At 66.8% G+C, this 21,995-nt stretch carries 16 protein-coding genes and 1 pseudogene; 8 read left to right on the top strand and 9 right to left on the bottom strand.

The features are described 5' to 3' along the window. The first annotated feature begins 222 nt into the window (after positions 1–222). Both AC4OR5_RS29135 and AC4OR5_RS29130 read left to right on the top strand, forming a co-directional pair. Entirely contained in the window at positions 223–1,194 is a 972-nt protein-coding gene (locus tag AC4OR5_RS29135) for a polysaccharide deacetylase family protein (RefSeq protein WP_058160331.1), read from the top strand. Further along, positions 1,191–2,066 carry a hypothetical protein gene (locus tag AC4OR5_RS29130; protein ID WP_003139207.1) on the top strand — a complete coding sequence of 292 codons (876 nt, stop codon included), beginning with the start codon at positions 1,191–1,193 and terminating at the stop codon, positions 2,064–2,066. The genes AC4OR5_RS29135 and AC4OR5_RS29130 overlap by 4 nt, the downstream gene beginning before the upstream one ends. A gap of 46 nt (positions 2,067–2,112) precedes the next feature. Here the strand turns inward: AC4OR5_RS29130 and gcvT are convergent, their stop codons facing one another. The 6 genes and pseudogenes from gcvT to AC4OR5_RS29100 all read right to left on the bottom strand — a co-directional run bounded on the left by gcvT (position 2,113) and on the right by AC4OR5_RS29100 (position 10,606). Continuing rightward, positions 2,113–3,234, bottom strand: coding sequence for a glycine cleavage system aminomethyltransferase GcvT (gene gcvT / locus AC4OR5_RS29125; protein ID WP_003136335.1), 1,122 nt, complete (start codon positions 3,232–3,234; stop codon positions 2,113–2,115). A gap of 93 nt (positions 3,235–3,327) precedes the next feature. Continuing rightward, positions 3,328–4,704 carry an L-serine ammonia-lyase gene (locus AC4OR5_RS29120; RefSeq protein WP_003112071.1) on the bottom strand — a complete coding sequence of 459 codons (1,377 nt, stop codon included), beginning with the start codon at positions 4,702–4,704 and terminating at the stop codon, positions 3,328–3,330. Positions 4,705–4,751: 47 nt separating this feature from the next. Then, positions 4,752–6,008, bottom strand: coding sequence for a serine hydroxymethyltransferase (glyA, locus tag AC4OR5_RS29115; RefSeq protein ID WP_058160332.1), 1,257 nt, complete (start codon positions 6,006–6,008; stop codon positions 4,752–4,754). A gap of 142 nt (positions 6,009–6,150) precedes the next feature. Further along, a complete protein-coding gene (gene gcvP, locus AC4OR5_RS29110) occupies positions 6,151–9,030 on the bottom strand; it encodes an aminomethyl-transferring glycine dehydrogenase (protein ID WP_058160333.1) in 2,880 nt (959 codons plus the stop codon). Between the two features lie 10 nt (positions 9,031–9,040). Next, complete coding sequence (gene gcvH / locus AC4OR5_RS29105; RefSeq protein WP_003089718.1) at positions 9,041–9,424, bottom strand: glycine cleavage system protein GcvH; 384 nt, start codon at positions 9,422–9,424, stop codon at positions 9,041–9,043. Between the two features lie 258 nt (positions 9,425–9,682). Continuing rightward, positions 9,683–10,606 (bottom strand): annotated as a pseudogene (locus AC4OR5_RS29100) (LysR family transcriptional regulator). Between the two features lie 122 nt (positions 10,607–10,728). Between AC4OR5_RS29100 and AC4OR5_RS29095 the strand changes: the two are divergent. Then, on the top strand, positions 10,729–12,471 hold the full coding sequence (locus tag AC4OR5_RS29095) for an amidohydrolase (protein WP_003089724.1): 1,743 nt from the start codon (positions 10,729–10,731) through the stop codon (positions 12,469–12,471). Positions 12,472–12,478: 7 nt separating this feature from the next. Here the strand turns inward: AC4OR5_RS29095 and gcsR are convergent, their stop codons facing one another. From gcsR to AC4OR5_RS29080, 3 genes are all read right to left on the bottom strand, one after another. Then, entirely contained in the window at positions 12,479–14,014 is a 1,536-nt protein-coding gene (gene gcsR / locus AC4OR5_RS29090; RefSeq protein WP_009876510.1) for a transcriptional regulator GcsR, read from the bottom strand. Positions 14,015–14,095: 81 nt separating this feature from the next. Then, positions 14,096–15,013: a hypothetical protein gene (locus AC4OR5_RS29085; protein ID WP_058160334.1), complete on the bottom strand. Its 918-nt coding sequence runs from the start codon at positions 15,011–15,013 to the stop codon at positions 14,096–14,098. Positions 15,014–15,215: 202 nt separating this feature from the next. After that, on the bottom strand, positions 15,216–16,796 hold the full coding sequence (locus tag AC4OR5_RS29080; RefSeq protein ID WP_023103125.1) for an alpha/beta hydrolase: 1,581 nt from the start codon (positions 16,794–16,796) through the stop codon (positions 15,216–15,218). A 156-nt stretch (positions 16,797–16,952) separates the two neighbouring features. On the opposite strand from AC4OR5_RS29080, the gene AC4OR5_RS29075 reads away from it, so the two are divergent. From AC4OR5_RS29075 to AC4OR5_RS29055, 5 genes are all read left to right on the top strand, one after another. Further along, positions 16,953–17,174 carry a YgdI/YgdR family lipoprotein gene (locus AC4OR5_RS29075; RefSeq protein ID WP_003089729.1) on the top strand — a complete coding sequence of 74 codons (222 nt, stop codon included), beginning with the start codon at positions 16,953–16,955 and terminating at the stop codon, positions 17,172–17,174. A 53-nt stretch (positions 17,175–17,227) separates the two neighbouring features. Beyond that, positions 17,228–18,079 (top strand): class I SAM-dependent methyltransferase, encoded by an 852-nt coding sequence (locus tag AC4OR5_RS29070; RefSeq protein WP_003146786.1) that lies wholly within the window; start codon positions 17,228–17,230, stop codon positions 18,077–18,079. Continuing rightward, complete coding sequence (locus AC4OR5_RS29065) at positions 18,076–18,603, top strand: GNAT family N-acetyltransferase (protein ID WP_003089734.1); 528 nt, start codon at positions 18,076–18,078, stop codon at positions 18,601–18,603. Before AC4OR5_RS29070 ends, AC4OR5_RS29065 begins: the two co-directional genes overlap by 4 nt. Positions 18,604–19,118: 515 nt before the next feature. Further along, positions 19,119–20,252: a DUF6531 domain-containing protein gene (locus AC4OR5_RS29060; RefSeq protein ID WP_371320343.1), complete on the top strand. Its 1,134-nt coding sequence runs from the start codon at positions 19,119–19,121 to the stop codon at positions 20,250–20,252. A gap of 75 nt (positions 20,253–20,327) precedes the next feature. Then, the gene (locus AC4OR5_RS29055) at positions 20,328–21,983 is read left to right on the top strand and encodes a DUF6531 domain-containing protein (protein ID WP_235550322.1); all 1,656 of its coding nucleotides are present in this window, start codon (positions 20,328–20,330) and stop codon (positions 21,981–21,983) included. Positions 21,984–21,995 lie beyond the last annotated feature (12 nt).

Raw genomic sequence — 21,995 nt, 5'->3', positions numbered from 1 at the left:
CCTTATCGAACACCCGCCGGGTCCCCGCCAAGCCCCGGTTCGAGCCACGCGTTGGCGTGGCCGCAGCAAACGTTTGTGCGGATTACCCAGGAGGCTCGCCCATGACCGAATCGACCGCCGGGGCCGGAGTTCACGGCGCAGCGTCCGGACAGGCTGGCGAAAGCCCTGCCGCGCACGCGGAACCATCGCCGGTGACGGATCGTCGATGAGCCGGGGGATGCCATGCGAAGCCTGATCGGGATGACGTTCCTGAACTCCTCCGTGGGCCAGCGCCGGCTGCGCCAGAACGGCATCGTGCTGCGCCTGGGACGGGTAGTCGCGGATCGGCGGCGCGCGGCCCTGCCGCACCGGCAAGGGCGCTGCCTCGACCGCCAGGGCCTGGAAACCCTGCTGCTGTGGCTACAGCGGCACTTCCTCTGCGTGCCCCTGGAACATCTGCTCGAGAGCCCCGCTCCAGCCTGCTTGCGGATCGCCCTGAGCGTCGACGGCAACCCTGCGGAACTGGCCGAGCTGGTCTACCCGCTGCTGGAGCGCTACGAAATGCCAGCGAGCGCCTTCATCGGCGGCGACCCGCGCAGTTGGCGCGAAGCGGTCGCCGACACCCTCTGGCAGGCCGATGCGGCTGCCGCCGAGCCATTGCTGGAACTGCTGGAGCGTTACGGCGGCGCTGCGCTCATGCGGGTGCTCGAACGCACCGGCGACGACCAGCGTCGCAGCCGTAGCCTCGACCTCCTCCTGCGCAAGCTGGAACGCCTCGACCCGGCTTCGCAGCAGGCCTTGCGCGCGGCCTGCACGGCCCCCGCGGCGTACGGCGCGGGCGATTGGGAACGGGTCCGCCGCCTGGAAAACAGCGGCCTGGTTCGCTTCGGCCTGCACGGCCACGACCCGCACCCAGCGACAGGCCTTTGCGCCGAGGACTGTCTCGGCCGCGCCCACCGCCAGCTCCAGCAGCATTGCGCCGCCCCTCTGCCGGTGTTCTGCCAAGCTCGCGCCACGCCCGCCGCGACGCCTGCGCAACCCGGCCTGCGCGCCGCCCTCGGCCGGCTTGGCTACCGCTTCGCCTTCGGCGCGCGCAATGGCCTGGTGGATACCCGTTGCGACCCGCTGGACCTGCCGCGCATCGAGGTGGACGCGGCGATCGCCGCCCGTCCCGGCCGGCTGGCCTGGCGCATCTATCGTGGAGCCCGTCCATGAGCACGGCCTCCAGCCCATTCCCAAGGAGGCGCGACAGGCAGTCGCCCTCCGCCGGAAGACCGCCCGAACCACGGGAAGCGAACGCGCCGTCGCCCGCCACGCCGCAGCGACGCCGCTCTCAGGGATATGGCCAGCCCAGCTGGCCCGGTATCAGCAAGGATCGTCCCATGACTGCAGACACCCCTACCTCTGTCGCTACCATCAACCACCTGCTGCTCGGCGCGCCCTACACCAGCCCGCTGGTGATCCCCGGCGACTGGCTGGTCGACGAACTGGAAGGCGCCGTGGAAGTCGGCGGCTTCACCGACGGCCTGTTCCGCTGGCCGACGCGCAAGCGCAGCGGCCGCCCTTCGCCGATTCTCTGCGGCGACCTGCTGCGCGCGGTACGTACCGAATGCGCCGAGTCGGTGCAGTTCTGGTGGGGTTTCAGTCCGAGCCTGGTGGGGCGCTGGCGCCGCGCCCTCGGCGTGACCCGCCGCAACAATCCCGGCGACCAGGCGGTGGCGCGCGCGCGCGCCGCCCTCGCCCGCTCGCTGGACCGCAAGGCGCCGCCGAAGGCACCGGCCGCCTGGTCCAGCGAAGAGGTCGAGTTCATCCGCCGCCACGGCAGCAAGCGCAGCCTGGCCTGGTGCGCCTACATGCTCGGCCGCAGCTACCAGAGTGTCGCCAGCAAGGCCGAGGAGCTTTCCCCGCACAGCCAGCGCGACCGCAACAATGCGATCTGGAGCAAGTCCGAGGAAGACCTGCTGCGCCAGCACTACCAGCAGCGCGGTTCGCTATGGTGCGCGCAGCAGACCGGCAAGACCCGCGCGGCGGTATTCCACCGGGCCAAGAAGCTCGGCCTGCAACGGCAGCGGCCGAAACACCCGTGAGGCCGGTCGCCGCCCTCTCCCGCCGAAGCGAGAGAGGGCCAGGGGCTCAACCGCGGTAGTAGCGCTGCGCCACGAAGGGCATCTTGCTGACCACCAGGGTCACCGGCTTGCCGCGCACCATCGCCGTCACCTCGCTGCCCAGGCCGGCCAGTTCGTTCGGCACGTAGCCCATGGCCAACGGCGCGTTGAGGCTCGGACCGAAACCGCCGCTGCTGACCTTGCCGATCGCCCGGCCCTGGGCATCGACGATCTCGGCGCCCTCGCGCACCGGCATCCGCCCCTGCGGCAGGAAACCGACGCGCTTGCTGGCAACGCCCTGCGCCTGCTGGGCGAAGATCCGCTCGGCGCCGGGGAACCCGCCAGCGCGCACGCCGTCGGCGCGACGCGCCTTGGAAATGGCCCAGCCGAGGCTGGCTTCGACCGGCGTGGTGGCGCTGTCCATGTCGTGGCCGTAGAGGCACAGGCCGGCTTCCAGGCGCAGCGAGTCGCGCGCGCCGAGGCCGATCGGCGCCACTTCCGGCTCGGCCAGCAGGCGCCGTGCCAGGGCCTCGGCATGGGCGGCGGGCACGGAGATCTCGTAGCCGTCTTCGCCGGTATAGCCGGAGCGGCTGACGTAGCAGTCCTGGCCGAGCAGCTCGACGCGGGCGAACTGCATGAAGGTCATCTGCGCCACCTGCGGCGCCAGGCGCTCCAGCACCCGCACCGCCGCCGGTCCCTGGAGGGCGAGCAAGGCACGCTCCTCGAACAGCGGCTCGACGCTGCAACGGCCCTCCAGGTGACGACGCAGGTGCGCCAGGTCCTGGTGCTTGCAGGCGGCGTTGACCACCAGCAGCAGGCAATCGCCGAGGTTGGCCACCATCAGGTCGTCGAGGATCCCGCCCTGCTCGTCGGTGAACAACGCGTAGCGCTGCTGGCCCACCGGCAGGTCGAGGATGTCCACCGGCACCAGGCTTTCCAACGCCAGCGCCGCATCGGCGCCCACCAGGCGGATCTGGCCCATGTGCGAGACATCGAACAGACCGGCCTGCTCGCGGGTGTGCAGGTGCTCCTTGAGCACCCCGGCCGGGTACTGCACCGGCATGTCGTAGCCGGCGAAGGGCACCATCTTCGCCCCCAGTTCCAGGTGCAGGGCGTGCAGGGGCGTCTTGGCGAGGGTTTCTGCGGTCATGTTTCACTCCATGGCATCCCGGCCTCCTGTCTGCCGGAGAGCCGCGATCGATTGTCGGGAAAGAAAAAAGAAGCGCCGGCGCAGCGGCGCGGTTCAGCATTCGATGATGTTCACGGCGAGGCCGCCGCGCGCGGTTTCCTTGTATTTGCTTTTCATGTCGGCGCCGGTCTGGCGCATGGTGCGGATGACCTTGTCGAGAGAGATGAAGTGCTGGCCGTCGCCGCGCAGGGCCATGCGCGCCGCGTTGATGGCCTTCACCGAAGCCATCGCGTTGCGTTCGATGCAGGGCACCTGGACCAGCCCGCCGACCGGGTCGCAGGTCAGCCCGAGGTTGTGCTCCATGCCGATCTCGGCGGCGTTCTCGACCTGCTGCACGCTACCGCCGAGCACTTCGCAGAGCGCCCCGGCGGCCATCGAGCAGGCCACCCCGACCTCGCCCTGGCAACCGACCTCGGCGCCGGAGATCGAGGCGTTTTCCTTGTAGAGGATGCCGATCGCCGCGGCGGTGAGCAGGAAGCGCACCACGCCGTCGTCGTCGGCCCCGGGGATGAAGCGCGCGTAGTAATGCAGCACCGCCGGAATGATCCCCGCCGCGCCGTTGGTCGGCGCGGTCACCACGCGGCCGCCGCTGGCGTTCTCCTCGTTCACCGCCAGGGCGTAGAGGTTGACCCAGTCGAGCACACTGAGGGCGTCGCGCAGACCGGCCTCCGGCCGCTGGCACAACTGGCGGTGGAGCGCCGCCGCACGGCGCCTGACCTTCAGCCCGCCGGGCATGATGCCCTCGTTGCGGCAGCCGGCCTCGACGCAGTCCTGCATCACCTGCCAGATACGCAGCAGGCCGGCGCGGGTTTCCTCGGCGGGGCGCCAGGCCTTCTCGTTCTCGGCCATCAACTGGCTGATCGACAGGCCTTCGCGGACGCAATGGTCGAGCAGTTGCCGCGCGGTCTTGAAGGGGAACGCCAGCGGCGTGCGGTCCTCGACGATGCGGTCGAGGCCGGCGGCCTCGTCGTCGACCACGAAACCGCCGCCCACCGAGTAGTACTCGCGGCTGCGGACCTGCAGGCCGGCGGCGTCGAAGGCACGGAAGATCATGCCGTTGGGATGGTAGGCCAGCGGCTTGCGGATCAGCGCCAGGTGTTCCTTCTCGACGAAGCGGATCGGCCGCTCGCCGAGCAGGCGCAGCTCGCCGCTGGAACGGATGGCATCGAGCCGGGCGGGAATCGCGGCGGTATCCACCGTGTCCGGCTGCTCGCCCTCCAGGCCGAGCAGTACCGCCTTGTCGCTGCCGTGGCCCTTGCCGGTGGCGCCGAGCGAGCCGTACAGCTCGACCTTGACGCTGGCAGTGGCCTCCAGCAACCCCTCGCGCCTCAGCCCCTCGGCGAAGCGCGCGGCGGCACGCATCGGCCCCACGGTGTGGGAGCTGGACGGCCCGATGCCGATCTTGAACAGATCGAAGACACTCAGGGACATGCTCGTCTCCGCTTGCGGATTGGCCGCCACCACGGCGGCGTTCCTGTTCAATCAGCGTAGACCGGGAAGTGCCGGCAGAATTCGCCGACCTGGTTCCTGACCCGTTCGCCGACCTCGGGATTGTCGATATCGTCGAGGATGTCGCAGATCCAGCCGGCCAGTTCGCGGCACTCGCCCTCGCGGAAACCGCGGGTGGTCACCGCCGGGGTGCCGATGCGGATGCCGGAGGTGACGAACGGGCTCTGCGGATCGTTCGGCACGGCGTTCTTGTTCACCGTGATGTGCGCCGCTCCGAGCGCCGCGTCGGCGGCCTTGCCGGTCAGCCCCTGCTTCACCAGGCTGATCAGCATCAGGTGGTTGTCGGTGCCGCCGGATACCACGTCGTAGCCGCGCCCGACGAACACCTCGGCCATCGCCCGGGCGTTGCGGATCACCTGCGCCTGGTAGTCCTTGAAGCCCGGCTCCAGCGCTTCCTTGAAGCACACCGCCTTGGCCGCGATCACGTGCATCAGCGGGCCGCCCTGGGCGCCGGGGAATACCGCGGAGTTGAGCTTCTTCTCGATCTCCTCGTTGGCGCGCGCCAGGATCAGGCCGCCGCGCGGGCCGCGCAGGGTCTTGTGGGTGGTGGTGGTGACCACGTCGGCGAAGGGGATCGGGTTCGGGTAGAGGCCGGCGGCGACCAGCCCGGCAACGTGGGCCATGTCGACGAACAGCAGCGCGCCGACCTTGTCGGCGATGGCGCGGAAGCGCGGGAAGTCGAGGGTCTTGGAGTAGGCGGAGAAGCCGGCGACGATCATCTTCGGCTTATGCTCCACGGCCAGGCGCTCGACTTCGTCGTAGTCGATCAGCCCGGTAGCGGTGTCCAGGCCGTACTGCACGGCGTTGTACAGCTTGCCGGAGGAGGACACCTTGGCGCCATGGGTGAGATGGCCGCCGTGGGCCAGGCTCATGCCGAGGATGGTGTCGCCGGCGTTGAGCAGCGCCAGGTACACCGCGGCGTTGGCCGAGGAACCGGAATGCGGCTGGACGTTGGCATAGTCGGCGCCGAACAGCTGCCTGGCGCGGTCGATGGCCAGCCGCTCGACCTTGTCGACGTGTTCGCAGCCGCCGTAGTAGCGCTTGCCCGGATAGCCCTCGGCATACTTGTTGGTCAGGCCGCTGCCCTGTGCCTGCATGACTCGCTTGCTGGCGTAGTTCTCCGAGGCGATCAGTTCGATGTGGTCTTCCTGCCGCCGGTCTTCGGCGTCCATCGCGGCGAGCAGTTCGTCGTCGTAGCCCTGGAGCTGGTCGTGCTTGCTGAACATGGCGCTGGCCTCTTGTCGTGTCGGTGTCAGGACGCCCGCTGGCGCGAGCGTGGCCGCGGCGCCGCTACGCAAGCGCGGCGCCGGGAAAGGGGTATCGCCGGAAACGCGAGGACGCCGCCGCTGGCGGCGCCCTCCTCGTCCGTCACTCCTCGCTGTACGCCTCGATGGGCGGGCAGGAGCAGGTCAGGTTGCGGTCGCCGTAGACGTTGTCGACGCGGCCCACCGGCGGCCAGTACTTGGCCTCCACCAGGCTGGCCAGCGGATAGGCGGCCTGCTCGCGGCTGTAGGCATGGTTCCATTCGCCGAGCAGTTCGGCGGCGGTGTGCGGCGCGTTCTTCAGCGGGTTGTCTTCCTTGTCCAGCTCGCCGCGTTCCACCGCGCGGATTTCCTCGCGGATGCGGATCATCGCGTCGCAGAAGCGGTCCAGCTCGGCCTTCGACTCGCTCTCGGTGGGCTCGATCATCAGCGTGCCGGCCACCGGGAAGGACATGGTCGGCGCATGGAAGCCGAAGTCCATCAGGCGCTTGGCCACGTCGTCGACGCTGATCCCGCTGCTGTCCTTGAGTGGACGCAGGTCGAGGATGCATTCGTGGGCGACCAGGCCGTTGCCGCCGGCGTAGAGCACCGGGTAGTGCTCCTCCAGGCGGTGGGCGATGTAGTTGGCATTGAGGATGGCCATTTCCGAGGCGCGCTTGAGGCCTTCGCCGCCCATCATGCGGATGTACATCCAGGTGATCGGCAGGATGCTCGCGCTGCCGTACGGCGCCGCGCTCACCGCGCCTTCCTTGCGCTCGCCGCGAGCGTGGCCGGGGAGGAACGGCGCCAGGTGTGCGCGCACGCCGATCGGGCCGACGCCCGGGCCGCCGCCGCCGTGGGGGATGCAGAAGGTCTTGTGCAGGTTCAGGTGGGAAACGTCGCCACCGAACTTGCCCGGGGCGCACAGGCCGACCATGGCGTTCATGTTGGCGCCGTCGATGTACACCTGGCCGCCGCAGTCGTGGACGATGGCGCAGATCTCGCGGATCGCTTCCTCGAACACGCCATGGGTGGACGGATAGGTGATCATCAGCGCGGCCAGGCGTTCCTTGTGCTCGCTGGCCTTGTTGCGCAGGTCCTCGACGTCGACGTTGCCGCGCGCGTCGCAGGCCACCACCACCACGCGCATGCCGACCATGCTGGCGGTAGCCGGGTTGGTACCGTGGGCGGAGGACGGGATCAGACAGATGTCGCGCTGGCTGTCGCCGCGGCTCTGGTGGTAGGCACGGATCGCCAGCAGGCCGGCGTACTCGCCCTGGGAGCCGGCGTTGGGCTGCAACGACACGGCGTCGTAGCCGGTGGCGGAACAGAGCATCGCCTCCAGTTCGTCGGTGAGCTGGCGGTAGCCTTCGCTCTGCTCGGCCGGGGCGAACGGGTGCAGGTTGCCGAATTCGGCCCAGGTCACCGGGATCATCTCGCTGGCGGCGTTCAGCTTCATGGTGCAGGAGCCCAGCGGGATCATCGTGCGGTCCAGCGCCAGGTCCTTGTCCGCCAGCTTGCGCAGGTAGCGCATCAGCTCGGTTTCCGAATGATGGCGGTTGAAGATCGGGTGGCTGAGGATCGCCGACTGGCGCAGCAGCGCAGCCGGCAGGCGGTCCCCGCTGCTGGCGGCAAGGGCGGCGAAGTCCGGGAGCGCCTGGCCCTCTTCGGCCAGCAGGCCCCAGAGGGTCTCCACATCGGCCTGGCGGACGGTCTCGTCGAGCGACAGGCCGAGACGGCCGGCATCGATCTCGCGCAGGTTGATCCCGGCGGCGCGGGCCTTGGCATGGATCGCCGCGGTACGCGCGCCGGTGGCCAGGCTCAGGGTGTCGAAGAAATGCTTCTGCTCGACGGCCACGCCCAGGCGCTCCAGGCCGGCGGCGAGGATCGCGGTCAGCCGGTGGGTGCGCCGGGCGATGCGCAGCAGGCCCTGCGGGCCGTGGTAGACGGCGAACATGCTGGCGATGTTGGCCAGCAGCACCTGGGCGGTGCAGATATTGCTGGTGGCTTTCTCGCGGCGGATGTGCTGCTCGCGGGTCTGCATGGCCAGGCGGTAGGCCGGCTTGCCGTGGCGGTCGATGGAGACGCCGACCAGGCGTCCCGGCATGTCCCGCTTGAAGGCGTCGCGGGTGGCGAAATAGGCCGCGTGCGGGCCGCCGAAGCCGAGCGGCACGCCGAAGCGCTGGGCGCTGCCGATGGCTACGTCGGCGCCGAACTCGCCCGGCGGGGTCAGCAGGGTCAGCGCCAGCAGGTCGGCGGCCACCGCGACCAGCGCATCGACCGCATGGAAGCGGCTGACCAGTTCGCGATAGTCGACGATCTCGCCGTCGCAGGTGGGGTATTGCAGCAACGCGCCGAAGTAGGCGGAGAAGTCTTCGATGGCGCTCTCGTCGCCGACCACCACCTCGATGCCCAGCGGCTCGGCACGGGTGCGCAGCACGTCGAGGGTCTGCGGGTGGCAATGGCGGGAGGCGAAGAATGCCTGGCTGGTGCGGTTCTTCGACAGGCGCTTGCAGAAGGTCATGGCCTCGGCGGCGGCGGTCGCCTCGTCGAGCATCGAGGCGTTGGCGATCGGCAGGCCGGAGAGGTCGCTGACCAGGGTCTGGAAGTTCAGCAGCGCCTCCAGGCGGCCCTGGGAGATTTCCGGCTGGTACGGCGTGTAGGCGGTGTACCAGGCCGGGTTCTCCAGGAGGTTGCGCAGGATCGGTGCCGGGGTGTGGCAGTTGTAGTAGCCCTGGCCGATGAAGGAACGCAACGCGCGATTGCGCGCGGCGATGGCCTTCAGGCTGGCCAGCGCCTCGGCCTCGCCCATGCCGGCCGGCAGGTCGAGCACGCTGCTGCCCTTGATGCTGTCCGGGATCACGTTGCCGATCAGCGCGTCCAGCGAGTCGTAGCCCAGGCGCTGGAGCATGGCCTGGGTGTCGGCGGCGCGCGGGCCGATATGGCGGGCGATGAATTCGTCGTCGGTGCCCAGGTCGATGGCGCCGAGGTTCAGGTTATCGGTCATGACGGGATCCTCAGGCGTCGGCGTTGGCATTCAGCAGGCGGTCGTAGGCGGCCTGGTCGAGCAGCTTTTCCCAGGCGCCGGCGTCGGCCGGACGGAAGCGGAAGAACCAGGCCTCGCCGAGTGGGTCCTGGTTGACCAGCTCTGGGGCGTCCGGCAGCGCGTCGTTGATCGCTACCACCTCGCCGTCCAGCGGCATCAGGATGTTGCTGGCGGCCTTGACCGACTCCAGCACCGCCACTTCACTGCCGGCGGCGTGTTCGCCGAGTTCCGGCAACTGCACGAATACCACGTCACCGAGGGCGTCCTGGGCGTAGGCGGTGATGCCGACGGTCAGCAGCCCGTCGTCGTCCTGGCGCAGCCATTCGTGGTCGGTGGTAAAGCGCAACTTGCTCATGCTGGATCCTCATTGTCAGCGGGTCGCCCGGTCGGGACGGGACTTTGTTCTGCGGCAGCCCGTAGCAAGCAGGGTGCCAAGCGGCCCCGGCCCTGTCGCCACGGGGCGTGGCCGGGCGCGGGGGAAACCCGGACAGGGCCGCCATGGAACGCTTTCGTTACAGACCCGCCGGACATTTCCCGAACCAGAGCGCAAACGCCTGATAGCAAAGGTTTTTCCGGCAATCGGAACGAATTCGTTCCACTCGTAACCGAAGCGTTACAGCCGATGGCACAGCCCCTGTCGCTGCAAGCTGGCGCGCAGGTGCTCGAGGAACGCGCGGACCTTCCGCGTGTTGCGCCGGTGCCCCGGATAGAGGACATGGATGGAGGGCCCGAACGGCCCCGGGTCGAAGTGGTAGTCGCCGAGCAGGCGCACCAGCCGCCCTTCGCCGAGCAGCGGCGCGATACTCCACTGCGGGCAGAACTGCAGGCCCAGCCCGGCCAGCAGGTGGGCGAGCAGGAAGTCGTAGTTGTCGCTGGCCAGTCGCGGGCGCGGCTGGTCGATACGCTGGCGGGCGCCGTCGCGTTCCATCCACCAGAAGTTCTGGTTCAGCTAAGGGTGCTGGAAGACCAGCCAGGCGTGCCGCTCGAAGTCCTCCGGGCCTTGCGGCGCGGGTTGCCGCGCCAGGTAGGCCGGGCTGGCGCAAAGCACGATCTGGTTCGGCGCCAGCGGCCTCGCCACCAGCCCCGGCAGGTCGATGGGGCCGTCGCGCAGGCCGAGGTCGTAGCCGCCTTCGCTGAGATCGAGGAAGGTTTCGTCGAGGTCCACCCGCAGGCTGATCCTCGGATGCGCCTCGAGGAAGCTGGCGCAGGCCTGCTGGAGGAACGCCGCGGCGAACGACGGCGGCGCGGCGAGGCGCAGTTCGCCGCGCAACTCCGACTCCAGCAGTTCGATCTCCTGCCCCGCCGTGCGCAGTGTTTCCAGGGACTGACGAGCCGCCTCCAGGTAGATCTGCCCGGCCTCGGTCAGCGCCAGGCTGCGGGTGGTGCGCTCGAACAGGCGGGCGCCGAGTTCCGCTTCCAGGTGGGCGACGGCCTTGGTCAGCGCCGAGGGCGTCTTGCCCAGGCGCTCGGCGCCACGGCTGAAGCTACCGGTTTCGGCAGTGGCGACGAACATCGCCAGGGCATTCAATTTGTCCATCGACTCCTTCCGTTCCGGCACAAGTGTTGTGCGCCGCGCCCGGTTCTGCCGGGCCGGCGCTTTGGCTAGTCTCGCCTTGCCCGGGCCACGCTACACAAGACCAAGAAGCAAAGGAAACCACCATGAAGCAACGGATTCCCACCCTCCTCGCCGGCGCCTGCCTGGCCATCCCCCTGCACGCCCTCGGCGCCGCCGACCTGCTGGTGGTCAACGCCAGGATCTTCACCGCCAATCCGCAGCAACCCTTCGCCGAGGCCCTGGCGGTGGAGGACGGGCGGATCCTCGCGGTCGGCGACGAGGCCGGGCTGCGCGCCCTGGCCGATGGCGACAGCCAGGTCGTCGATCTCGGCGGCAAGCGCCTGATGCCCGGCCTGATCGACACCCATTCGCACGCGGTGTTCGGCGGCCTGGAGCTGGCCGGCGCGGACATGGGCAACGAACAGGTCGGCCTCGACGAACTGGAACGGCGCCTGCGCGCCTGGCGCGACAACGGCAAGGCGCGACATGGCGACATGCTCAATGTCAGCGGCATGCATACCGCCTACTGGAGCCAGGTCAAGGACTTCCGCGCGCGCTTCGACCACGGCGAATGGGCCGACCAGCCGCTGGCCTTCATCGGCAGCGACCACCACACCGGCTGGGCCAACGCCGCCATGCTGAAACGCGCCGGCATCGACGCCGCGCGGGTCCGCGCCCTGCCCGAGGAACAGCGCAACACCATCGGCCACGACGCCGACGCCACCCCCAACGGCTTCCTCGCCGATGCCGGTCTCGACGCGGTGCTCGCGGTACTGCCGGCGCCGAGCGCGGAACAGATGCTAGAAGCCGGACGCAGCGCGGTGCGCTACAGCAACTCGCTGGGCCTGACCGCATGGATGGACCCGGCCGCCAATGGCTCGCCGGGCGACGCCCTGTTCAGCCTCAGGCCCGACGAGAACACCGTCGGCGTGCTACCGGTCTACCAGCGGCTGGCCAAGGGCGGCGAACTCAGCGCCCACGTCGCCGCCCTCCTGGTCGCCAACCCACGCAGCCGGCCGGCCGACCTCGAGGTGCTGGACAAGGTGCGCCAGCGCTTCCTCGGCAGCCCCAACCTGACCCTGCCGGGAATCAAGGTGTTCGCCGACGGCGTACCGGAATACCCGGCGCAGACCGCCGCGCTCCTCGAGCCCTACCGCAACAGCAGGAAGACGGGCGAACTGCTGATCGACCCGGCGCACTTCGGCGAACTGGTCAGCGCCGCCGACGCCCGCGGCTGGCTGGTCCACGTCCACGCCATCGGCGACCGCGCGGTGCGCGAGGCGCTGAACGGCATGCAGCAGGCGCGGCGCGACCGCGACAGCGGCATCGCCCATTCGATCACCCACCTGCAACTGGTCAATCCCAAGGAATTCGAGCGCTTCAGGCCGCTCGGCGTGATCGCCTCGATGCAGCTGTACTGGGCCGCCGCCGACGAAACCACGGTGGACCTGATGAAGCCCTACATCAGCGCCTTCGCCTACCGCTACCAGTACCCGGCGCACTCCCTGCTGAGCAAGGGCGCGACCATCGCCGGGGCCAGCGACTGGCCGGTGTCCAGCCTGTCGCCGTGGAAGGCCATCCAGCAGGCGGTGACCCGCAAGGGCCCGCAGGGCGTGCTCAACGCCGGCGAACGCCTGGACCGCCAGACCATGTTCTACGCCTACACCCGCAACGCTGCGCGGACCATCGGCCTGGAGCGCCGGATCGGCAGCCTGGAGCCGGGCAAGCAGGCGGACTTCATCGTCCTCGACCGCGACGTGTTCGAGGTGCCGGAGACGCAACTGGGCGAAACCAAGGTGCTGAAGACCTGGTTCGCCGGCAAGCCGGTGTATTCCAGCGAGGGCTGAGCCCGCTTCAGGCGCGCGGGCCGATGCCGTACTTGCGCAGGCGGTGGGCGATGGCGGTGTGCGAGGTCTGCAGGCGCGCCGCCAACTGGCGGGTCGATGGATAGCTGACGTAGAGCTTCTCCAGCAGGGCTTTCTCGAAGCCCTCCACCGCCTCCTCCAGGCTGCCCACCTCGCCGTCGTTCTGCCGCGCCACGGCGGTGCCGGCGATCTCCAGGTCGCCGATATCCACCAGGCTGCTCTCGCAGATCGCAGCGGCGCGGAAGATCACGTTCTGCAACTGGCGCACGTTGCCCGGCCAGCGGTTGTTCAGCAGCGCCGGGTAGGTGCCCGGCGCCAGCCGGCACACCGGGCGCTGGATCTGCGCACAGGCCTGCTGCATGAAGTGCCGCGCCAGCAGCAGGATGTCGTGGCCGCGCTCGCGCAACGGCGGGACTTCCAGGCTGAGCACGTTGAGGCGGTAGAACAGGTCCTCGCGGAAGCTGCCCTCGGCGACCATCTTCTCCAGGTTGCGGTGGGTGGCGCTGAGGATCCGCACGTCGACCCTCACCTCGCGGTCGCCGCCGACCCGGCGGAAGCTGCCGTCGCTGAGGAAGCGCAGCAGCTTGGCTTGCAGATAGGGGGACATCTCGCCGATCTCGTCGAGGAACACCGTGCCCTGGTGGGCCAGCTCCAGCAGGCCCGGCTTGCCGCCGCGCTGGGCGCCGGTGAAGGCGCCGGGGGCGTAGCCAAACAGCTCGCTTTCGGCCAGGTTCTCCGGCAACGCCGCGCAGTTCAGCGCCAGGAACGGCGAGTTGTGCCGCGCACTCAGGGCGTGACAGCCGCGCGCCACCAGTTCCTTGCCGGTACCGGTCTCGCCGTGGATCAGCAGCGGCGCGTCGAGCGCCGCCACGCGCTGCGCACGGGTCTTCAGGGTGCGGATCGGCTGGGAATCGCCGAGGAGCATCTCGAACCCCTCGGCATGGTCATGGTGCAAGGCCGCCAGGCGCTCGCCGATGCGGTTCGGTTCGTAGAGGGTCAACAGGCCGCCGGCCAGGTGCCGCTCGCCCTCGCCCGGCCCTTCGGTGATCGGCGTGGCATCGAGCAGCAGGGCCTGGCCCATGAAGGTCACTTCGCGCAGCGGCAGGCGGAAGCCCTGCTCGACCAGCGCATCCTCCAGGGTTTCATCGTCGAACAGGCTGGCCAGCCTCTCGCCGGCCGGGTCGCGTCCGCAGCGCTCGCTGAAGGCCGGGTTGGCCAGCAGCACCAGGCCCTTGCCGTCCACCGCCAGCACCGGATCGGCCATCGCCGCCAGCAACGCATCGAGCTGCAAGCGGCGGCGCTGGCCGGGAAGGATGTCGACCACGGTCATCGCCTGCACGCCACGGATGCCCAGCAGCGCTGCGCGCAGTTCCTCCAGCACTTCGGGACTGAGGGTCGGCGCGTCGATGTAGACGTTCGGCGGCACCATTTCCACCGCATCCAGGTTCAGGTTGCGCCCGCCCAGCAGCGCCAGCACCTCCTGGGTGATGCCGACACGGTCGATGAAGGAGACGTGGATGCGCATGCGGGAACCTGGACTGCGGCGACGCTCGCCATAAAGCCGTCGATTGTACGGCCTGGCGCCGCCCAGCCCAAGGGGCCGGCGTCAGGGTACGGGGCGCAGCGTCTCGCTGCGGGTGTGGTGGCTCCAGTCGCCCTCGTCGTCCATCACGGTTTCGGTCACCAGCACTCGGCCCGGCTGCTGCGGGTCGGCCTTGTACAGCACCAGTTCGGCCTCGGCATCGTCCCAGGTGGTGGAGATGTCCGGCAGCACCCGCACCCACTGGCCATCGCGGATTTCCAGCAGCGACGACTTGGTCCAGGTGCTGGTCCACCAGGTACGCAGCAGTTGCAGGCGCTCGCGGCCGCTGTCGTCGAGGTCGCCGAGGACGCTGAGCACCGCGCCGGTGCAACTGCCCAGCGGCTTGGGCGGGACGCGCGCGTCGGCGCTCCAGAGGTCGCAGCGGCAATCCTCGTATTCGTCGCACAAGGCGGCGCTATTCGGCGCGTGGGCCACTACCCAGGCGAAGTCCGCCTCGGTACCGGCGAAGCGGCCGCGAGCCAGCGGGGTGTACCGCGGGTCGACGGCGTAGCGGGTGATCTCGTCGCTCTCGCCGACGAAGCGCCAGGTATCGCCCGGCCCGGCGCGCTCGGCCAGGAGCAGCCCCGGATAGTTGCGCAGGCGTCCGTCGAGGCGTACCTGCTTGACGAAGCGCACCTCGTAGCGGCCTTCCTGGTCGCCCGGCACGATCTGCGGCGCAGCGACGATGCGCTGCTCGAAGTCGGGATGGCGGGCGAAGAAGGCCTGCTTGGCGGAGAGGGTGCGCTCGCGCGTCTGCGCGCGGCCATAGTAGTCCAGGCGCGGCGCATAGACCCCTTCCAGGGCCTTGCCGCTGCGCTGCCCGTGGGCGGCCTGCCAGCGCTGGAACAGGCCGAGGATTTCGCTTTCTGCGGCAGCCTGGACCAGCGCTGGGTACAGGCAGAAGAGCGCGGCGCAGAATACCGGGCGCAAGAGTCGGCGCATCGAGAACATCCTTGTCGTTCGATTGAGGCGAACGCCGATTGTCCCCTATCCGCCGACGCTGGCAAATGGCCCTGGACGATTTTTTCCGATTCCGCAACGCGGTGGGCATTGCGAACACGCTCCGGACAGCCTTCCCCCACCTCCAGGCCGCGGCCCGGCGGATAACCGCAAGCGGCTATCCGCCCCACGCCAGCCAGCCGGCTCAATGCGCCGGCAACAAGGCCTGCAACCCTTCGGCAAGCTCCAGGCTCCACGCCGCGTAGTCGTGACCGCCGGGGAACTCGCGGTAGTGCAGCGGGTAGCCCTTGCCTTGCAGCGCCGCGCGCAGGCTGCGGTTGCTGCCGAGAATGCCGTCCGCCTCGGGCTCCTCGAGCAGGCCGGAACTGAGGAAGAACGCCAGCGGCAAACGCTCGCCAGCGGCGAACTGCCGTACCAGCCACTGCGGCTGCTGCTCGTCCGGCCCCCACCAGAACGAGCCGGACAGGCTCAGCACCTTGCCGAAGCGTTCCGGGTAACGGTAGGCGATGCAGCCCGAGGCCAGCCCGCCGTAGCTGGAACCGGAAAGCACGCGATCGGCAGGCTCCTCGCTCAATGCATAGCGCTGCTGCAACCAGGGCAACAGCTCATGGGCGAGCATGTCGGCGAAGGCCTCGTTGCAGGGCAGCTCGCGGCCCCGACTGCTGGCGTCGACATTGCCGACAATCACCGCCAGGGTCGGGCGGATGCGCCCGGCGGCGATCAGGTTGTCGAGGATGGTCGGGGTCGGTACGTCGCGCGCGTAGTGGTCCTCGTCGAACAGCACCAGCAGCGGATAGCGCTGGCCCTCGGGATCGTAGCCCGGCGGCGTGTAGAGCGTCAGCTGGCGCTGGTTGGCCAGGGCCTGGCTGGTATAGCCGAGGCGCTCCACCTTGCCGCGCGGCACGTCCTTGCGCGGCTGGTCCCAGGTCTCGGCAGGGGCGCCGCCGAGCTGCACCAGCGAGGCCTGCTCGGCCCGCGGCAGCGCGCGGCTGTTGAGCCACGGCGTACGGCTCAGCGGGTCCGGCCGCGCCGCCGCCTGCAACGCCAGGCGCAAGGTGCCGCGATCGGCCTGTTGCAGGTCCGGCAGGTCGGCGCTGAGCTGGTAGGAAACCCGCGCGTCGCGGCGCAGCGGCAGGCTCAGGTAGCGCACGTCGCTGCCGGCCAGGGCCTCGAAGCGGCGGGTGTTGACCTCCGGGGTCGGCCACAGCAGGCGCACGTCGCCGGGACGCTGCTGGCGCCAGAGGAAGGTGACCAGCACACGTTCGGCATCCAGCGGCTCCACCAGCGGCGTGCCCTGCTTCGCCACCTGCTTCCAGAACGCCTTCAGCGCGCCGGGGCGCTTTTCCGCAAGCTCCGCCTGCAGGCGTTGCAGGGTCGGGCTCTGCGGCGCCGGCGAATCAAGCGCCGGGGTCTGCGGGGTGAGGCGCTGGGTGGGGATCAGGGTCAGTGCGGTGTCTTCGTCGGCGCTGAAGGTCAGGCGCAGGCCCTGGCGCTCGCCGGCCTGCAGGCCGAGCGACTGGCGTCCGGCCAGCTCCGTCGCGCGCAACGCCTTGCCGTCGGGCGTGGTGGCGCGCAGGCGGACGCGGCCGCGGTCGACCTCCAGGTCGAGCAACTGCAACTCGCCGGGGGCAAGGTCGAGGTAGCGCTGGCGGCTCTCGCCGGCAGCGATCTCGATGCGGCCATCGGCCAGCGGCACGGGCTGGGCGGCCTGGGCCGGGGTCAGCAGGTTGAGGAAAAGCAACAACGAGGTGGAAACGGCAGACATGGAATCTCCCTTCGAATAGGCGCCGCCATCCGGGCGGCTCACCGGAAGAGACGTACGATCACAGCGGAAATTTGCCGCTGTGATCCAGGCTAGAGCGGTTGCGCCGCGACTGGAGTAGAATCCGCCGCCTCGAAAACCGTCCGAAGGAAAATTCCGATGACCTCCCGTCTGCTGCCCGCCCTGTTGCTCTCGTCCGCATTCGCCGTCCTGGCCGGCTGCTCCACCCCGACCATCGTCACCCTCAACGATGGCCGCGAGATCCAGGCGGTGGATACCCCGCGCTATGATCGTAGTTCCGGCTTCTACGAACTGGAGCAACTGGACGGCAAGCGCACCCGCGTCAACAAGGACCAGGTGCGCAGCATCAAGGACATGTAACCCCCCGGACCCGCCATCCGCGCGGTGGCACACTCCAGGGAAGGAGTCGAACCATGCGATCCGACCTGCACGAGGCCAACCGGCTGTCGTGGAACGCCGCCACCCGGGCGCACAACAGCCACAAGGCCGACCAGGCCGCCTTCTTCCGCAACGGCGGTTCCACGCTCTATCCCGAGGAACTGCAACTGCTCGGCCATCTCGACGGCCTGCGCCTGCTGCATCTGCAATGCAACGCCGGACAGGACAGCCTGAGCCTGGCGCGCCTTGGCGCCCACGTCACCGGGGTCGACATCGCCGACAGCGCCATCGACTTCGCCCGCCAGCTGTCCCGCGACAGCGGCATCGCCGCCGACTTCCAGCGCGACGACATCCTCCGCTGGCTGCCCGTCGCCGCCACCCGTGGCGAACGCTTCGAGCGGGTCTTCGCCTCCTACGGCACGCTGGTCTGGCTCTCCGACCTCAAGCGCTGGGCCGACGGCATCGCCCAGGTACTGGTTCCCGGCGGGCGCTTCGTCCTGGTGGAGTTCCACCCTTTCGCCCTGTACTTCGACCCACACTGGCAACCGGCCTACGACTACTTCAGCCGCGAGCCGATCGCCGAGAGCGGCGTCAGCGACTACGTCGCCGAGTCCGGCGCCAGCCTGGCGCCCTCCGGCTACCGCGCCGGCGTCGAGAACTTCAGCAACCCTCATCCCAGCTACGAGTTCCAGTGGGGCCTGGCCGATGTGATCGGCGCCCTGCTCGGCGCCGGCCTGCAACTCGAACGGCTGGAGGAATATCCCTACGCCAACGGCTGGGCCGGCTTCGACGGCATGCGCGACGGCGGCGGCGGACGCATGCTGCCGCCCGCCGATCGTCCGCGCCTGCCGCTGATGTACGGCCTCAGCGCAAGGAAACCACGATGACCGAAGAACGCCTGCTGCGCCGCGACGAAATCCCCCTGGTCTGGGAGATCGACCGCAGCGAAGTGATCGAACACCTGTATTCCGTCGAGGCCGGCCAACTGGTGCTGCGCCCCGAGTTCTACGACATGCGCGGCTGGCCGGAGGGCGAGGCCGAGCACTACACGCCGATCCTGCTCGACTGCTTCGACCGCGGCGGCTGGTTCCTCGGCCTGTTCGACCAGGGCCGCCTGATCGGCGCGGTAGTCCTCGACCCACGCCGCCTCGGCCCCGAGCGCGACTGGCTGCAACTGAAGTTCCTCCACCTCAGCCACGCCTACCGCCGCCGCGGCCTCGGCGCCCACCTCTTCCACCTCGCCGCCACCCAGGCCCGCCACCTCGGCGCCAGCGCGCTCTACGTTTCGGCTACGCCGTCGCAGAACACGGTGGATTTTTATACGAGACTCGGATGCCGGCTGTGCATGGAACCGGATGAGGAGTTGTATCGGTTGGAGCCGGAGGATGTTCATCTGGTGTTCAATCTATAGTCTGATGCTGAGTCTCGTTGATAATCAGCAGTGCAAATAGACTTCAAGGAATGGAAATGTACAAAGCTCTCGCTTTTCTCCTGTTAAATACATTCATCGCCGTAGTGCATGCGGAGGAAGGCTGGGAGCTTTCAGTTTCGGGACCAGCCCCTGGACAACCTGGACACGTGCCATATCCAGATAGGCGACAACCCTCGCTCGAAGCCGCTTGCGCGGCCAGCGACAGGTACTATATAGATAGCAATCTGAAGGGTGGTCACGTAGTTCTAGGGTACATCAGCAGAAAAACACTTATAGATGCCCGATACAATTCATTTTTTTGCAGCATCAGCATATTCAGAAAGTCTCCGCTAGCAGCTACATCCGGCACTGCTACCTACGGAAATCCTAACTGGTGGGGGGCCTCCGGCACGGCTGTAAACGTTACTCAGGCTCCTCCAACTGGCTGCCCATACAACCTTTTCAATGGCCGGTACGAGTGCCCCACTGACGTCTCCGATCGAAAGAACGCGGGAATCCCCAACGAGAACGGATGCCAAGGCCCCTCATCTTTCCAGGGAAACCCTATAAATGCCAGTATCGGCAATAAACTTCAACGTGAAACCGATATAGATCCGTCGCACTCCCCTCTCCAGTTCGAGAGATACTACAACAGCATTACCGGAATGTGGACGAACACCTTCCAGGAAGGCTTAAAAATAGTAGGCGAAAATATATCCCTATCTCTACCCGATGGTCGCCAGGAACTATTCAGGCTGACTGACGGCGCAATATCGTCCGACGCAACGACGGGTACACTTTCAAAAGACCAAGCAGGCTGGAGGTATGACTATAGGGACGGAACCAGTTCACTTTTCGATGTCCAGGGCCGGCTTATCCAGAGGAAAGTCAGGGGGCAGGTCATCACGATAACCTATCCGAACCTCTCCACCACCAAGGCTAAAGATGGGTTCGGAAACACCCTAACCGTTTCCTGGAACGCAACGAAACAACCCTATCTCGTCGATTACAACGGTTCCCTCAAAGTGGAATATCTATATGACGGGGGCGCCAGGCTGGTTTCGAAGAAAACCACGTCCCAAGGACTCAACCGCACCCGGAAGTATCTCTATGCTGACAGTGGCAACGCCGGGTTAATGGTTGGAATCATCGACGAACAAGGCACGCGTTACGCAACATGGACCTACGACGACCAAGGCCGCGCCATCTCCAGCGAACACGCCAACGGCGCCGAAAAGGTCTCCCTCGCCTACAACGATGACGGCTCCACCACCGTCACCAACGAATACGGCAAGCAGGCCACCTACCGCTTCCAGGTGATCCAGGGCATCAAGCGCATCGTCGCCATCGAAGGCGAGCCCTCGCCCAACTGCCCCAGCAGCAATTCCACCTTCACCTACGATGACCAGGGTCTGCTCACCAGCAAACGCGACAACAACGGCAACCTGACCACCTACCAGTACAACGCCCGTGGCCTGGAGACCTCGCGCACCGAGGCCGCCGGCACTGCGCAGGCGCGCACCATCACAACCGACTGGCACCCGACCCTGTTCCTCCCGGTGCAGGTCAGCGAGCCCGGCCGGATCACCCGCTATCAGTACGACGCCGAGGGACGCAGAACCAGTGAAGGAATCATGGCGAACCAATGAAGACTTCTTTTCGGTATGCGAGACGAACCAGCAGTGACCTTAAACTAAAACAAGCTTACTCCAAAAGAAATTGACATGACGAAACCTCCTCTAGACTCAGAGCCACCTCGCACCTACTCAAGCCTTGTCTTGTGCATAGCTGCCGCTTTTTCGACAATGACATACGCATCTCCCGGCGCAATTCTTGAACCAAAAAAGAAATATAAATTCGCCAACGACACCTTCCTTACCATCATCGAAGAAACATTAACAGAAGTAATACTAAAGATAAACGAAAAACAAGAAAAAATATTCAAGCAATGCACAAGCAAAGCAGTATATAGCTGTACCAAGTTCATCATCACCCATGCAGAAGGCAGTGAGATATTCGGAAAAACCAATGGAGAATACAATAGCCACTCACTAATAAGACACTCCATTAGTCAAAGCTTAAATGCTGCCGGCATCGTAACTATTAACCCACCAGCCCCAGCAGGCTCCCTGGGCACTCAAACAGTATGGACATGCCCCGAAGATTATTGGCCTAGATCTGAGACTATCGCTCCCAAGCAGATCAGGAAAACTTGCGTTATCAAAACACAGCCCGCCAAGAACAAAGGTCCTTCTGATATATCTTGCCCATCGCCGTACGGAGGAAACCCTATAAATTTCGCTATTGGCAATAAATATCAGGAAGAAATAGATCTGCGGGGCGGTAGAGGGAACGCCCTGATCCTCAGCCGAAATTACAACAGTCTTGATGGCTACTGGCGGCACAACTTCTCCATGCGTTTGGACATTGACCTACCGAGGAGTACCATCTATCTCACCAGAGAGACCGGCAGGCTAAATACTTTCAGCCTGAACAACGGAACTATTACGGCAGAAGCAACCGAACTGGGCAGCCTGATCAAGCTAGACAATCGCTGGATATATTCCGCGAAAAACAACGACCAGTTCATTTTCAACGACAGGGGTGCTCTGATACGACAGAACCTACAGTCGGGAGTACAGCGCAGCATCTCCTATAGTCAGAACAAGGTCTTCGTGACAGACAACTTCGGAAATTCTCTTGAACTCACTCAAGACGAGAACAACCAGCCACTTGGTTTCCGATCAAGCTCTGTTGAAGGGCGTTACGACTACAGTACGAGTGGGCAGTTGATCAAGTCCCAAGTCACCTTGAATGGCATGAGCAAAACACGTCTCTATCATTACGAGGACGAGCACAATCCTCGACTACTAACCGGCCTCACCGATGAACGCGGCATACGATTCGCGACTTGGTCCTACGACGATCAAGGCAGAGCTATTTCGAGCGAACATGCCGGCGGCATGGAGAAGATTCAAATCGTCTACAACAATGATGGTTCGACTACCGTTACCAACGAACTGGGCAAAGTGACCCGTTATCGATTCCAAAACCTACAGGGTCTCCAACGTATCATCGCGATAATTGGCGAGCCTTCGGTCGACTGCCCCAGTAGCAACTCATCCTTCACCTATACCAGCCGCGGTCAACTGGCCAGCAAACGCGACAACAACGGCAACCTGACCACCTACCAGTACAACGCCCGTGGCCTGGAGACCTCGCGCACCGAGGCCGCCGGCACTGCGCAGGCGCGCACCATCACAACCGACTGGCACCCGACCCTGTTCCTCCCGGTGCAGGTCAGCGAGCCCGGCCGGATCACCCGCTACCAGTACGACGCCGAGGGACGCAAGACCGGCGAGACCGTCACCACCCGCTGACAAGGACGACAC

Source organism: Pseudomonas sp. YA1 (assembly GCF_058680555.1).
This window is presented reverse-complemented; position numbering and strand designations above follow the sequence as displayed.

Coding starts and splice junctions, on each gene's coding strand:
- gcvT (WP_003136335.1), bottom strand. CDS start 3,234: ATGACCGCAGAAACCCTCGCCAAGACGCCCCTGCACGCCCTGCACCTG.
- AC4OR5_RS29055 (WP_235550322.1), top strand. CDS start 20,328: ATGACGAAACCTCCTCTAGACTCAGAGCCACCTCGCACCTACTCAAGC.
- AC4OR5_RS29080 (WP_023103125.1), bottom strand. CDS start 16,796: ATGTCTGCCGTTTCCACCTCGTTGTTGCTTTTCCTCAACCTGCTGACC.
- AC4OR5_RS29070 (WP_003146786.1), top strand. CDS start 17,228: ATGCGATCCGACCTGCACGAGGCCAACCGGCTGTCGTGGAACGCCGCC.
- AC4OR5_RS29095 (WP_003089724.1), top strand. CDS start 10,729: ATGAAGCAACGGATTCCCACCCTCCTCGCCGGCGCCTGCCTGGCCATC.
- gcsR (WP_009876510.1), bottom strand. CDS start 14,014: ATGCGCATCCACGTCTCCTTCATCGACCGTGTCGGCATCACCCAGGAG.
- AC4OR5_RS29120 (WP_003112071.1), bottom strand. CDS start 4,704: ATGTCCCTGAGTGTCTTCGATCTGTTCAAGATCGGCATCGGGCCGTCC.
- AC4OR5_RS29130 (WP_003139207.1), top strand. CDS start 1,191: ATGAGCACGGCCTCCAGCCCATTCCCAAGGAGGCGCGACAGGCAGTCG.
- gcvP (WP_058160333.1), bottom strand. CDS start 9,030: ATGACCGATAACCTGAACCTCGGCGCCATCGACCTGGGCACCGACGAC.
- gcvH (WP_003089718.1), bottom strand. CDS start 9,424: ATGAGCAAGTTGCGCTTTACCACCGACCACGAATGGCTGCGCCAGGAC.
- AC4OR5_RS29075 (WP_003089729.1), top strand. CDS start 16,953: ATGACCTCCCGTCTGCTGCCCGCCCTGTTGCTCTCGTCCGCATTCGCC.
- AC4OR5_RS29135 (WP_058160331.1), top strand. CDS start 223: ATGCGAAGCCTGATCGGGATGACGTTCCTGAACTCCTCCGTGGGCCAG.
- glyA (WP_058160332.1), bottom strand. CDS start 6,008: ATGTTCAGCAAGCACGACCAGCTCCAGGGCTACGACGACGAACTGCTC.
- AC4OR5_RS29085 (WP_058160334.1), bottom strand. CDS start 15,013: ATGCGCCGACTCTTGCGCCCGGTATTCTGCGCCGCGCTCTTCTGCCTG.
- AC4OR5_RS29065 (WP_003089734.1), top strand. CDS start 18,076: ATGACCGAAGAACGCCTGCTGCGCCGCGACGAAATCCCCCTGGTCTGG.